This is a genomic window from Vibrio sp. 10N.286.52.C3, from assembly GCF_041468865.1.
Lineage (GTDB): Bacteria > Pseudomonadota > Gammaproteobacteria > Enterobacterales > Vibrionaceae > Vibrio > Vibrio crassostreae_C.
Window position 1 is genome coordinate 1 of sequence record NZ_JBFRJM010000031.1, and the last position, 13,509, is coordinate 13,509.

General features: G+C 43.6%; 12 protein-coding genes and 3 tRNA genes. 7 read left to right on the forward strand and 8 right to left on the reverse strand.

Going from position 1 to position 13,509, the window contains the following annotated elements; all coding sequences use genetic code 11:
* Positions 1 to 5: 5 nt before the first annotated feature.
* From AB4138_RS13125 to AB4138_RS13145, 5 genes are all read right to left on the reverse strand, one after another.
* A tRNA-Leu gene (locus AB4138_RS13125) sits at positions 6 to 92 on the reverse strand.
* Between the two features lie 80 nt (positions 93 to 172).
* A tRNA-Gly gene (locus AB4138_RS13130) sits at positions 173 to 248 on the reverse strand.
* A gap of 46 nt (positions 249 to 294) precedes the next feature.
* A tRNA-Cys gene (locus tag AB4138_RS13135) sits at positions 295 to 368 on the reverse strand.
* A gap of 199 nt (positions 369 to 567) precedes the next feature.
* Positions 568 to 2,013: an ATPase RavA stimulator ViaA gene (gene viaA / locus AB4138_RS13140; protein WP_372306278.1), complete on the reverse strand. Its 1,446-nt coding sequence runs from the start codon at positions 2,011 to 2,013 to the stop codon at positions 568 to 570.
* An 11-nt stretch (positions 2,014 to 2,024) separates the two neighbouring features.
* Positions 2,025 to 3,680: an ATPase RavA domain-containing protein gene (locus AB4138_RS13145; RefSeq protein WP_017067123.1), complete on the reverse strand. Its 1,656-nt coding sequence runs from the start codon at positions 3,678 to 3,680 to the stop codon at positions 2,025 to 2,027.
* A gap of 288 nt (positions 3,681 to 3,968) precedes the next feature.
* On the opposite strand from AB4138_RS13145, the gene AB4138_RS13150 reads away from it, so the two are divergent.
* From AB4138_RS13150 to AB4138_RS13170, 5 genes are all read left to right on the forward strand, one after another.
* Positions 3,969 to 4,484, forward strand: coding sequence for an NUDIX hydrolase (locus tag AB4138_RS13150; protein ID WP_065584641.1), 516 nt, complete (start codon positions 3,969 to 3,971; stop codon positions 4,482 to 4,484).
* A 39-nt stretch (positions 4,485 to 4,523) separates the two neighbouring features.
* On the forward strand, positions 4,524 to 5,528 hold the full coding sequence (gene ltaE, locus AB4138_RS13155; RefSeq protein WP_372306282.1) for a low-specificity L-threonine aldolase: 1,005 nt from the start codon (positions 4,524 to 4,526) through the stop codon (positions 5,526 to 5,528).
* 88 nt (positions 5,529 to 5,616) lie between these two features.
* The gene (locus tag AB4138_RS13160; RefSeq protein ID WP_017069125.1) at positions 5,617 to 5,931 is read left to right on the forward strand and encodes a cytochrome c; all 315 of its coding nucleotides are present in this window, start codon (positions 5,617 to 5,619) and stop codon (positions 5,929 to 5,931) included.
* A 167-nt stretch (positions 5,932 to 6,098) separates the two neighbouring features.
* Positions 6,099 to 7,034, forward strand: coding sequence for a ribosome biogenesis GTPase YlqF (gene ylqF / locus AB4138_RS13165; protein WP_029405588.1), 936 nt, complete (start codon positions 6,099 to 6,101; stop codon positions 7,032 to 7,034).
* 282 nt (positions 7,035 to 7,316) lie between these two features.
* Positions 7,317 to 8,342 carry a GGDEF domain-containing protein gene (locus AB4138_RS13170; RefSeq protein ID WP_372306285.1) on the forward strand — a complete coding sequence of 342 codons (1,026 nt, stop codon included), beginning with the start codon at positions 7,317 to 7,319 and terminating at the stop codon, positions 8,340 to 8,342.
* Positions 8,343 to 8,511: 169 nt separating this feature from the next.
* Here the strand turns inward: AB4138_RS13170 and AB4138_RS13175 are convergent, their stop codons facing one another.
* Positions 8,512 to 9,057: an N-acetyltransferase gene (locus AB4138_RS13175; protein ID WP_017062600.1), complete on the reverse strand. Its 546-nt coding sequence runs from the start codon at positions 9,055 to 9,057 to the stop codon at positions 8,512 to 8,514.
* 166 nt (positions 9,058 to 9,223) lie between these two features.
* Here AB4138_RS13175 and AB4138_RS13180 point away from each other — a divergent pair, with 166 nt between their 5' ends.
* Both AB4138_RS13180 and AB4138_RS13185 read left to right on the forward strand, forming a co-directional pair.
* The gene (locus AB4138_RS13180) at positions 9,224 to 10,366 is read left to right on the forward strand and encodes a fatty acid desaturase (protein WP_017062601.1); all 1,143 of its coding nucleotides are present in this window, start codon (positions 9,224 to 9,226) and stop codon (positions 10,364 to 10,366) included.
* 239 nt (positions 10,367 to 10,605) lie between these two features.
* Entirely contained in the window at positions 10,606 to 10,896 is a 291-nt protein-coding gene (locus AB4138_RS13185; RefSeq protein WP_017062602.1) for a putative quinol monooxygenase, read from the forward strand.
* A gap of 231 nt (positions 10,897 to 11,127) precedes the next feature.
* Here the strand turns inward: AB4138_RS13185 and manA are convergent, their stop codons facing one another.
* Together manA and AB4138_RS13195 are read right to left on the reverse strand one after the other, a co-directional pair.
* Complete coding sequence (gene manA, locus AB4138_RS13190) at positions 11,128 to 12,315, reverse strand: mannose-6-phosphate isomerase, class I (protein WP_017070588.1); 1,188 nt, start codon at positions 12,313 to 12,315, stop codon at positions 11,128 to 11,130.
* Positions 12,316 to 12,317: 2 nt separating this feature from the next.
* Positions 12,318 to 13,484, reverse strand: a complete 1,167-nt coding sequence (locus tag AB4138_RS13195; protein WP_372306287.1) for a glycerate kinase — start codon at positions 13,482 to 13,484, stop codon at positions 12,318 to 12,320.
* Between the last annotated feature and the right edge of the window lie 25 nt (positions 13,485 to 13,509).

The following is a 13,509-nucleotide window of genomic DNA, read 5'->3' on the forward strand; positions in this document are numbered from 1 at the left end:
ATAGATGGTGCCCCGGGCCGGACTTGAACCGGCACAACGCGAACGTCGAGGGATTTTAAATCCCTTGTGTCTACCAATTCCACCACCAGGGCACGCAATTCTTTATTGCGATGCCGATTACTGAAAAGTAAAACACCATCTTAATGTCAAAATGAATCAACACTACAAAATTTGGAGCGATACATCGGGTTCGAACCGATGACCTCAACCTTGGCAAGGTTGCGCTCTACCAACTGAGCTAGTATCGCATTTTCATTCTTAATATCTCTTAACTTATCAAGCTAAGAAAAAGAATGGAGGCGCCTCCCGGAGTCGAACCGAGGTCCACGGATTTGCAATCCGCTGCATAGCCACTCTGCCAAGGCGCCTTTTTAATTCAACACTTTAGGGACTTAAGTAAGCCGCACCGCTGTGTTCGGGTGCCTACTTTACGGATTGAGGGGAGATAGTCAAACAAAAAAGTGAATTTAAATTCTGTTTGCTGACATTTAAATCAAATTGCTGCATGTTCGATCTCTTTAATCAAAAAACACACAGCAAAATCGAGTTAAACAAGATGTTCTAGCGCTACCACTTCTTCATAAAACGACCGACAAGACTCGGATGATACGCCCAGCAGTGGTCAAACATAGTCATAAGTTGAGGGTTGCCATACTTAGAAAGACTAACCGCATGGAAACGGTTTTTGTGTTCTTTCAACTTTTCAACCTGAGCAATCATTTCGTCTGATTGTTTCGGCGCAATAAAGTCAGAAAGTACGATTAAATCGGCATTCTTGTATTTATCACCAGTCATTAGGTCAATCGACTTCATGAGAACAGGTTCCAAATCCGTACCGCCGTGGAATGAGTAACTTAAGAAGTCGCTCGCTTCACGTAGGCCATCTTGCCTTGTTAACTCATAGGTAATCTGCTCAGAAGAAAAAAGAATCACATAACAGTCTCTCTCTTCTGCAAGAGCAATTTGCATTAAGGCATAAGCCATTGCTTTAGCAGACTGCTCAGGGAAACCACTCATAGAACCCGAAGCGTCCACACAGACGATAAACGGGCCCTTTTCAATATCGATGTTCTTGCTATCTGGTTTTTGCGCCTTCACTTTGCGTAACGTGCGTGATTTACCTTGCGAGCGATAGCTCAGTAAACGCTTGTCGGCCAAGTGCTTGTAAAAGATAACCTCAAGTTCAGGATAAGCTAAGAACATGGTTTCGTTTGGCAGCATCTTGTTAAGGTCATCACTTTCATGAATCCCGACAATATCATCGACCGCTTCATCGCTTTTCTCTTCAACCACCTGCAATTCTTCTACAGGGGCTTTGTGTAGCGAAGGATCATCTTCCTCACCAGCCATACGGCCTAGCTTTTCAGCGATCTCTTGCAAGCCCTTGTGCTTATTCAAGAACTCAGCATGACGTTTCATGATGGTAAGGTCTGTTTTGCTTAATTTGGCAGAAGCCATGTCCCACAAGCGCCCTACACTGCCTTCATCACCCGACTCAGTCACTTTATCCATGTTTTTCATGGTTTCCATGCGCTGATAAAGATCGGCTAAGACTTTTTCTTTGCTTGTTTCAAGTTCAGTTACTTGAGCTTGTTTAATCGCATCAGAAAGTGATTGGTACCATTGGTCGCAAAAGTAGTGTGGAAACATCGCGTTATAAACACCCTTGTTGTTCTCCATAAGGCGTCGAGCTTGTAGATAAAACGCTGAGTGCCACTCCAGCTTTTTGATAACGCTGTCAATCTCATCAAAGAACTGAGGTTCATCCCAGTAAATCACTTCTTGGTAAAGGGCGATTTCCTCTTGGAATCGATCAGTTTCACACACCTTAGTAACGCGTTTTTTAACTTTACCGCGCCATTTAACTAAGTGGTTTTTCACTGATGTTTTCACACCTTTGTTCTCTGCAGCTATCATGACTTGAGAACGAGCGATGAGATCATTCATCGCGGTATCAATGATTCCGGAATCAGCTACCATCAAAGCGAGGTTTAAGCCGTCTGCTCCTAACATATGCTCTCCTCTTACTCGAAGTACTGGCTCATAAACTTAATACGCTGAGCGATCTTGGCACTCTTCACTTTCGTGGTTTCAAGATCTTGCGTTACCGATTGCAAACTTGCTTCCATCGCTTTTGGTAAATCAGGGTCAATATAGTTATGAGGTAATGCATCATGGAATTCAGTACGAACGCGTTTTAACTTGAATTCAGCTTCAGTTAACTGTTCTAAGGCTTTCTCAGCGCCACTCAACCACTTGTTGTACAGTTCTTGGTCTAAACCGTCAGTAGTAACCACACTCACCAATACAGAGCGATTGGCGATGTCTTTAATCACTAATTGGTTTGATGCATCCAAGTCGAGTTTTAAACGGCATAGGTTTTTATTTTCGTTTACGTAACCGTAAATATCACCGTGACCTTCTTTAAGAACACGATCAAAATCGTCTTTGGCTACGTATACCCAACGGCTATCGCCTTTCTCAGATTCAGAAACCGACATGTTGCTTTGCAGCATAACCAGTTTCACTAGATTGTAAGCACTGCCCACACTGTACATTTTCGCGTTCTTGATGTCATTCTGGTAAACATCTTTACGCAACAAGCCACTGGTTGACTCCATAGAAAGTGACACCGACAACGTTGATTCAACATCGTCTTGAATCTCTTCTAACTCTTCACGAGACATTTCAATTTGAGCTTTCGACTCTTGTTGATCAAACGCTCGGTTCAATGCAAAGTCTTTCACCACGCTACGAACCACATCACGTGATTCTGGGCTATGCCACAAACAATCTTGCAGAAGCATAATATCCAGCGGGTTCACGCTATCGCGACCACTAAAGAACGCACTCGCTTTCAATAGTTTAACGGCCTTCTTCCAGCGTCTGTCTGATACATACAATTCTGACTCTGAAGCAGAGCCTTGCTTCTTAACCGTCTCTTCAAGCATGGTTTTTAGTTCAAACAACTTATCAAACGAATTGTCTGTCAGTTCCAGCTTATCGAGCTCTTTCTGCCATTGATGGTATTCAATGTCCGTAATCGCCAAACCTTTTGGAATTACCGCTTCTTGAGAAGTACCCGTCGTCAGCATCGATTTGAAGTTTTGTTTGTTTTGAATACGGTTCACGAACACGCGTACCAACATACGGTCATAAAGTGCTTCCAAGCCGCTGTCTTCATCTGGAAGTTCGTTGGATGCCGATACTAGTAGACGCATCGGTACACGTTCAATATCACTGCCGTTTTTGAAAGTCTTTTCGTTAACGACAGTAAGTAGCGTGTTTAGGATTGCAGGGCCGGCTTTCCAGATCTCATCAAGGAATACAACTTGTGCTGTTGGTAGGTAACCTTCGGTCAGCCTTACATAACGACCGTTGTCTTTTAATTCTTGGATACTTAGCGGGCCGAACACTTCCTCTGGCGTAGAGAAACGTGTCATCAAATATTCAAAATAACTACTGTTGTCAAAAGCCTGAATAAGGCGTTTTGCGATAAGGCTTTTTGCAATGCCCGGAGGGCCTAATAGAAACACGCTTTCACCAGCCAATGCAGCCAGTAAACATAGCTTAATCGTGTCTTCTCTTTCATAGACTCCATCAGAGAGAGCATGCGCTAATTTATTGATTCTTTCAGAGAGTAGCGCCTTGTCAGCATGTGAAGAAATAGAAGGGTTCATGCGTTACTCCGAAAATCTTTGAACAATTGAGAGTGTAGATATGTTTTTATACATTTGTTAGTACTTTGTTACAAGTGTATTTTATTATTGAGTTGCATTTATATCAGATGGTTACGTCGGTAATTTTGGCGCAATCATAGATTCCAATTATGAGAGTAACATCACGAACGGCGTGAAATTAAATCTATTGCTAAGCCTAATTTTTCTTTTATTTTCGACACCATAGACGTTATGGTGGTGCACGTCTTCAGTTATCCGAAAAATTGGCAAGGAATGTGGCCAGACTGCATGAGTAAAGTTATCCATCAATGGAAAAGTATTTCTCTCATAGAAGAGAACGTGACGCTCCCTACGAACGTCGTGGTAAAACATACAACAATAAACCACCCCGGCGCGGCAGTTATTCTTCCTATCACTTCGTCTGGAAAAATCATCCTCATTAACCAGTTTCGCCCTTCTCTTAAAAAATGGCTTTTAGAATTACCGGCTGGCACCATGGAAATTGGTGAGACACCTCTTGAATGTGCCCAGCGAGAGTTGGAAGAAGAAACAGGTTACAGTGCAACTTCTTTTCAAAGCTTAGGACAAGTTACCCCTTTAGCTGGATTCTGTGATGAGATTCAGCATTTGTTCGTCGCCAAAGACTTAAGCCTCACTACCCGCTTTAAATGCGACGAAGATGAAGTCATAGAGGTGATCGAACTGAGTCTAGAAGAACTGCACGACAAAATACGACACGATCAAATTACCGATACCAAAACTATCGCTTGTTTAAGTAAAGCCCAACTATGCGGCCATCTATAGCCAATTATATGACTACCTAAAGTACTCTAGGAGAGAAACATGGACTTTCGTTCTGATACCGTAACTAAACCCTCACAAGCCATGCGTGACGCAATGGCAAACGCAGAAGTGGGCGATGATGTTTATGGCGATGACCCAACCGTCAACGAACTAGAACAGTGGGCAGCAAATGAGACAGGCTTTGAAGCGGCAATGTTTACCTCTTCAGGTACACAAGCCAACCTTCTTGGCTTAATGGCGCATTGTGAGCGTGGTGATGAATATCTGTGTGGCCAGCAGGCGCACAACTACAAATACGAAGCTGGCGGCGCTGCGGTCCTTGGTTCTATCCAACCTCAACCAATCGAGAATAACCCAGACGGTACTTTAGACTTTAAAAAGCTTGCCGCTGCGATTAAGCCCGACGACAGCCACTTTGCTCGTACCAAGCTTCTTAGTTTAGAAAACACGATCAATGGTAAAGTCCTGCCAATGTCTTATCTAGCGGAAGCACGTGAGTTCGTAAACCAACACGGCCTGCAAATGCACCTCGACGGCGCGCGCGTATACAATGCAGCAGTAGCACTGGATGTTCACATTAAAGAGATCGCACAACACTTCGATTCAATGACGATCTGTTTATCAAAAGGCTTAGGCGCGCCGATTGGCTCTCTACTTCTTGGTAGTAAAGAGTACATCGCTAAAGCACGCCGCCTACGTAAAATGGTGGGTGGCGGTATGCGTCAGGCAGGTATTCTTGCCGCAGCAGGAAAAATGGCGCTCACGGAGAACGTGGCTCAACTTAAAGCTGACCACGACAATGCAAAAAATCTAGCGATTGGTTTAAACAAGCTAGAAGGCTTTTCTGTTAACCCTGATTTCATCCAAACTAACATTGTGTTTGCTAAATTAGATGAGTCAGTAGATATCAACCGCATCGCACAAGAGTTAGGTGAACAAGGCATTACGATGTCACCGGGTAATCCTGTTCGCTTTGTTACTCACCGTGATATTAGTGCAGAAGACATCGCTCGATTCCTAACAAAGTTGGCAAATGTACTTTAAGCCATACTAAATGTTCACCCAGAACAAATAAGACTTGAGCTTCCCCTTAGGGGAAGCTTTATAATCATGTTTTTACCGGAGTAAAAACGTGCATTACCCAACCTTCGCTCTAATATTGCTAGCTCTTTCCTCTAACCTTCATGCCTCTGATTTTGGCGACGCTGAACTAGGTAAAGTTAAATCACCAAGCTGCGTTTTTTGTCATAACCCTACCAGTCAATCGACTAATAACTCCTATCCTAAGCTTTCTGGCCAAGATCCAACCTATCTCTTTAATACCATGAAAGCGTATCAAACCGGAGATAGGCAGGGCGATTACGCGGATATGATGCGAGCGCAACTAAGTAAGCTTAACGATCAAGATTTGAAAGACATAGCGGCTTTTTACGCTTTACAAGATTAGCGGCTCCCACCTTCAATAGGTCAATCATCAGCTAAATAAACATCACCAAGTCGCCTATACTTCAAGCAAACTCACTGAGCTCATTGAAGGTCGGGATAGATATACCTTTACACGTATCATCCAACCCTTACAATGTGCAGCAAATATATTTATCAAGGTTTATCTCTATGTCTATTCAATGGTTTCCGGGTCACATGCATAAAGCCCGCAAAGAAATCGAAGAAGTTATCCCACAAGTTGATGTGATCATCGAAGTACTGGACGCTCGTATCCCGTTCAGTAGTGAAAACCCAATGATCTCTTCACTGCGCGGCGATAAGCCTTGTGTAAAAGTGCTGAACAAGCGTGACCTTGCAGATCCTGAACTGACTCAACGTTGGATTGAGCACTTCGAGAAGGAGCAAGGCGTTAAAGCGATTGCGATTACGACTAGCGTAAAAGAAGAAGTTAACCACGTTATGGAGCTGGTACGTAAACTGGCACCGCACCGTGAACAGATGGGCAAAAACATTCGTACAATGATCATGGGCATCCCGAACGTGGGTAAATCGACCATCATCAACTGCTTGGCTGGACGTACGATTGCGGTTACTGGTAACCAACCTGCGGTAACTCGTCGCCAACAACGTATCAATCTGCAAAATGGCGTGATCCTTTCAGATACTCCAGGAATCCTTTGGCCTAAAGTAGAAAACCCACACAGTGGCTTCCGCTTGGCTGCAACAGGTGCTGTAAAAGATACAGCAATGGAATACGATGAAGTGGCATTTTACACAGTAGAGTACCTAGCAAAACAGTACCCTAACCTTTTGCAAGAGCGCTACCAAATTGAAGAGCTGCCTGAGTCTGACATCGAACTGATGGAAGCGATTGGCCGTAAGCGTGGTGCACTTCGTGCCGGTGGTCATATCGACATTCACAAATGTTCAGAAATCCTGCTTCACGAATTGCGTAATGGCACTTTAGGTAAAGTAACGCTTGAGTTGCCAGAAATGATCACACAAGAGCTGATCGAAGTTGAAGAAGCGGCTGCGCTGAAAGCGGAACAACAGATTAAGAAAAAAGAAGAGCGTCGTAAGCGTTACCTGAAGAACAAGCGTTAATCGCGATTAGTTTTTATAATCTGCTTTAATTTCTGTTTACCACTCTTACACCAGCCTCTAGATATTCACGCTCTATCGATAATAGAGCGTGAATATTGCCCGCTACCGTTTGTTGATCTAGCTAACATACTGACAAATCTATAGAAATGGTCGTTTACAATCCCAAAGACTGTGACATACTACGCAAATTATTGTGTATCAATCTCGGCTAATTTCTCAATGCGCTCTTATTCTGGGTTCAAGAATCAAAGATTTAAAACCTATTTCGATAATGAAATTTATTTGCCGTACATAAATTTCATCTACATCCCTATCTCAATATTCTGTGCTTTTATCGTCACCGACTACATCCACTTTGGTAGCGAGTGCATTACGCCTATCATTTTCCGAGTCATACTTTTTTTATTGATGATGGCCGCCGCCAGATACTGTATTACAAACAAACCCAACGTTTTGGAACTCGTAGAAAGTGCCTTCCTTGTAATTAGCTCACTTTTCTTGGTCTATGTCGGTCGACTAGCCATCGAGCTGAACAACTTCGATTACCAAGGTGGCATCATTTTAGTGATGATCTACATTGGTACGTTTTCAAGATTGTCAGCCAGATACAGTATATCTACGCTGTCGTTTATCTTTTTGGCTTATCTCATCGGCCTTGCCCCACTGCTTTATGAAGCGGAGCCAGAGCATGAAATAGAAACAATTTCCGTTTATATCTCGGCTTACATCCTAATCTCAGCGGCCTGTGTTAGACGTGACCTGGAAGTACACAAACGTTTCGCTCAATCCGAGCAACTCCGCAAACAAGCGATTCAGCTTCGCAAGCAATCTAATATGTTCGAGGCCCTTTCCTATCAAGACGCACTAACGGGCTGCTACAACCGCCTTTATCTTCATCAGGTGATAGAACCGAGCATAGACCGTCAGCGATCCATTACATCGATCATGATAGATATTGATCATTTCAAATCGATTAACGACACCTACGGCCATCAAATGGGTGACATGGTGATTAAAGAACTGGCCGATGAGATTCAAAAACGACTACCGACTAGCAGTAACTGCTTTCGATACGGCGGTGAAGAGTTTTTGGTGCTGGTCCAAGGAGAAACCGAGGCTTCAATTGAATCGCTGGTTAATGCCCTTTTAGAATCCCCTACTCGCCTTAGATTAGAAGTAACAATTTCAATCGGTGTGAAACATGCCCCTCAAGCCCTTGGTTCTGTCGAGCAGCTTATCGACGACGCTGACCAAGCACTCTACATTTCGAAAAAAGGCGGTAGGAATAAGATCACATGGTGTGATTAATCGCCCAATATTTCACGCATCTTTACGAATCATTAAAACGACCACTAATTCAATCAAAAAAGCCCCGAGCAACTTAATACTCGGGGCTTTTGTCTTTGTTCTTCTGCTTTAAAATAGCTTCGTTAAGAACCTGCTACTCAGCAAAAAAACAGTATTCAACAAGAATCGACTAAGAATACACAACGCTCGCTGTTTTCTGTTCAAGTTCAACGGGAGAGCTCCAAGAAATCACTTTTTCATTCACTTGGCTGCCACATGGTGCGTTCCAAACTTGCTCTAGTTCTTCTTTGCCACCAATCGCCTGATAAAAAGCAATCGCTTGGTGGTTCTCAGACATCACCTCTAGGTAAAGCCCTGAGTCCGAATAGTATTGCTGCAACCACTTCGACAATTCAGACAACAGACGCTTGCCTACACCTCGTCCACGATAATTATTATCTACATGTAACGCATCGATGAACGTACCACGCTCAAAGTTGTGATTACCGAACGCGCAGACAAAACCAACCAGTAAACCGCCTTCCTCAAGCAATAAAACATGTTGGTTGAAAGGAGGATTAATCAAACGAGTCTGCCAAATAACAGATCTGTCCTCCAAAACATCATGTTCTAGGTAATCATCAGCAAGAATGCCACGGTAATATAGCTTCCAGCTATCCGCGTGTAATTGGGCAATCCGCTCATAATCTTTATATTCAGCTACCTTAATTTCCATTTATTAGCCCTTAGTACTTCCATTTATGACTTGCTACTACATTTCACACTACCTTTATACAATATTTAAGCAAAACATACTAATACACGTTTACACTTTCAATATTGACTTACACGTGTACGCTGATATTCTAGCGCACAGATGTAAGCCCAATGGAAATTTGCTAATGAATAGTGCCGACAAACAATCTACAAAAAAGCCGCCATTAATCTGGCTCAATATTTTTGTGTTCTCTTTTAGTATGCTGCTTGCTGTTGTAGCGGCTCCCGTTTATGGCTACTTTTTTGGCTATGGCATGGAGCACTGGATATGGCTAGCAATCTGCTTTACGTTCTGTAACCTTTCAATCACGACAGGTTATCACCGCTTATGGTCACATAAAGCGTTTGAAGCGCATTCAAGCCTAAGATTCCTGTTTGCATTAGGTGGTGCATTTGCCCTGCAGAACAGCGCGCTACACTGGTCTTCTGATCACCGTGTTCACCACAAGCATGTCGATAACAACGACAAAGACCCATACTCTGCAAAACGTGGATTTTGGTACTCACACATTGGCTGGATGATTCGTAATTACAGCACCTCAATGTACGAAAACTACGAAAACTGCCGTGACCTTAAAAAAGATAAGATTGTTATGTGGCAGCACAAGCACTATGTTCTGTTAGCATTACTAATGAATTTCGGTGTTCCTATCGCTTTAGGCGTGATTTACGGTGACGTGATTGGCATGTTGTTAATCGTAGGTGCAGTTCGTTTGGTACTTAACCACCACACAACATTCTTTATTAACTCTCTTGCTCACATCTGGGGTAGCCAACCTTTTACTGACAAAAACACAGCGCGTGATAACGGTGTGTTAGCAGTACTCACTTTCGGCGAAGGCTACCACAACTTCCACCACATCTTTGAGAACGACTACCGTAACGGCATCTACTGGTGGCAATACGATCCAACAAAATGGTTGATTAAGAGTGCTTCGTTGATGGGACTGGCAAGTAAGCTTAAGAAAACCCCTCAAGCTCGTATTGAGAAAGCTGAAGCGTCAATGTTACTTAAACGCACCCAGCAAAAAATCATGCATCGTGCCGACAAGCAACAAATCGCAGAGAAGCTTCAACAAGAGTTTGATGCTCTAGTATCAAACATGAACGAATATTACGAAGTTAAAAAACAGCTACTTGAAAGCAAGCGCGAAGACGTTGTGAAGAAGTACGAACACTCTGTTCTTAAGGTTCGTTATCAGCAAATCAAAATGAATTTCGAACAACAGAAGAAAAATTGGGCAATGACGGTTGAGCAATACGCTTAAGGTAAGACAGTACGCTTAACACCCCAGTAACAACACAGTTTGATTCTTATTCAAAAGCCCTCATATTGCTATGAGGGCTTTTTTTAATAAGCATAACCTACTCGGCTCTGGCCCTATGCTCTCGAGTTTGAATTGTGGATGGTAAGAACCATAGTTATTGGATTTCAGAACTCTTTCTTCATTCTGAATTTATACTTATATTACTTAAACTTACCGAGTTTAAAGCGAAGGAATTGAAAATGAGCAAACTGACTATTATTGCAACGATCGTCTCTAAAGAAGACAAAACTGAGCTTGTAAAAGCTGAGATGATTAAATTGATCGATAAAACCCGTGTTGAAGACGGCTGTATTAACTACGATCTGCACCAAGATAACAGTAACCCTGCTCACTTCGTTTTTCATGAGAACTGGGAGTCTGAAGTTCATCTAGAGAAACACTTAGCGAGCCAACACATCGCTGACTACATGGCTGCGACTGAAGGTTGTATTGAAACCTTTGTGCTTAATAAAATGACGCACATTGCCTAACCAGTCACTCAGTACTAATTCAATAAAAAGCCCTGCTCTGATCGCAGGGTTTGTCTTTTCTACAAGCTTATATCTGCTCATTCTAATAATGAAAAAACCCGCCAGAGTAGCGGGTATGGTCAATAATCATGACTGTCAAAGACAGATAGGTAACAACCATCAATCCAATATTGAGTACCACTTTACAGTGGCACTCTGACATTTCTTTTGCTGATCGCTAGCACGGGGGCACTAGTTAAAAGCACGAGCCAAAATGCCATTCCCTTGATATTGGTAAACACTTGAATTACTACTTACAAAGACCGATTCTCCGGGCTTAAGAGAAACTGACCGCCCTTCTGAAGTGACGGTCGCCTCTCCTTCCACACAGAACAAGATCTCCGCGCTACGTAGATACTGTGACTTGCTCTCATCAGTCGCAGACAAGATATCAAAGCCAAAGTCATCCACTGGAATCGGATAACTCATCTTGCCCTCTTTCAATACAGGCTTAAGGCGGATATCTTCTGGCTTAATCGGCTCAAAGATTGTGTTGTCGATAAGCTCAGGGACATCGATATATTTGGGAGTGAGACCGGCACGCAGCACATTGTCTGAGTTTGCCATAATCTCTAAACCCGTACCTTGAACATAAGCATGTGGGGTTTCTGCGAACAGGAACATCGCTTCACCGGGCGCCAGCTCAACCGTGTTAAGCATTAATGGCGCAAATAAGCCAATATCACCTGGATAATGCTGTTTGAATTCGATGCTGTATTGAAGAGCTTCACGCCCCATGACCGTTTTGGCTGGTCGCGCATGTGCAGCATAAAGCTCATTAAGCGCAGACGCTTTGCGGTCACCTTCAAGAGACATAATGGCGCTAAAGAACGACTTCAAAGAATCACTGTCGGCATTGGCTTTTAGTACATTAAGCTCAATCGCTAACGAAGGAATATCCGCTTCTTCGAACAAGGCAATAATGTCGTCGATTGGACGAAAGCCATTCATCGCTTTGTAGAAGGTCAACGCATAAACCAACTCAGGTTTATGGTTTGGATCTTTGTAGTTGCGATTAGACGCATTCAAAGGGATACCAAGTGCATTCTCACGCTCAAAACCTAATTCTGATTTTCGCTTGTTCGGGTGAACCTGAATCGATAACGGTGTTTCAGCGGCCAACACCTTAAACAAGAAAGGCAATTCACCGAAACGAGCCGCCGTGTATCCGCCTAAGACATCGATTTTGTTTTCATCAATCATGTGAGAAAGCGATTCACCGGTATCGCCTACCTTTGAACAACCATTTGGATGAGCACCCATCCAAATTTCTGCTTGAGGTTCCTGGTTTGGGTTCACAATACCAAACAATTGGTTAATGGAGTCTTTGCTTCCCCATGCGTAGTTTTGAATAACGTTGTCGAGTTTAAATAGAGACATAATTACTTCTCATTAAAAATCTGGCTACCAAGCTTGAGCGTGGCGGCGATATTACGGGCAGTGCGAGTCAGGTTTTGATTCGCTTCTGATAAAACTTGGTCTAAAGACTGAGGTGAACGTACGGTTCCAAATAAGCTAGACATTGAGCCGTAAAGTTTTTCAACGTCTTGCCCCAAAGAGCCCGCAATTCCAATGGTTGGAATACTCAACTTTTGAGCTCGCTGAGCGATGCCGAAAGGTGTTTTACCTTGCAGGGTTTGGTTGTCCATCTGCCCCTCTCCGGTCACGACCAGTGAAGCACCTTCAAGAACCTTATCTGCATCCAAGGCATCTAATACCATCTCAATACCCGCTTTAATTTGGATATTGAATGCAAGACTTAACCCCAGAGGTGTACCACCAGCAGCACCAAATCCAGCTGTGTCGCGATGATTAGTACCCGTATGTGCTTGAGCGATATCGGCAAAGTGCCCGATCGCAGTATCAAGTTGTTCAACTTGAGCTTTTGATGCGCCTTTTTGCGGACCAAACACAGTACTGGCTCCGCTTTCGCCACATAATGGATTATTCACATCACACGCGACCACGAACGTCACTTCTTTGCATCTAGGGTGCAGTCCTTCAAGATCGATGCTTGCTAACCGGCTTAATTCGGCGCCGCCACCAGATAGCTCGTTGCCTTGCTTGTCTAATAACTTGCCTCCCAACGCTTGTAAGATTCCAGCACCTGCATCATTGGTTGCGCTGCCGCCCAAACCAATAATGATTTGTTCAACACCTTGATCTAGTGCATCTTTGATCAATAGCCCAGTACCAAACGAAGATGCGGTTAACGGTGCTCTTTCTTCTACGGTTAATAGGTCTAAACCCGATGCTTGAGCAAATTCCACCAAGGCAGTTTTTACGTTGGCGCCATCAACAGTCTGTTCCAACGAAGCCCAATAAGCCGTACATTCACGCCCGATTGGATCCGTCGTGTGCAGCCGTCGCTTCTTACCATTGAGCGCCTCTAGCAACACGTCTACCGTGCCTTCTCCGCCATCGGCGAGTGGCATTTTCACAAACTCTGCGTAAGGGAAAACATCGGCAAATCCACGCTCAATGCAAGACGCAACTTGATGAGCGTCGAGTGATTCTTTAAATGAATCAGGGGCAATTACAATTTTCATTGTCGTTCACCATTCCCGCCCACCA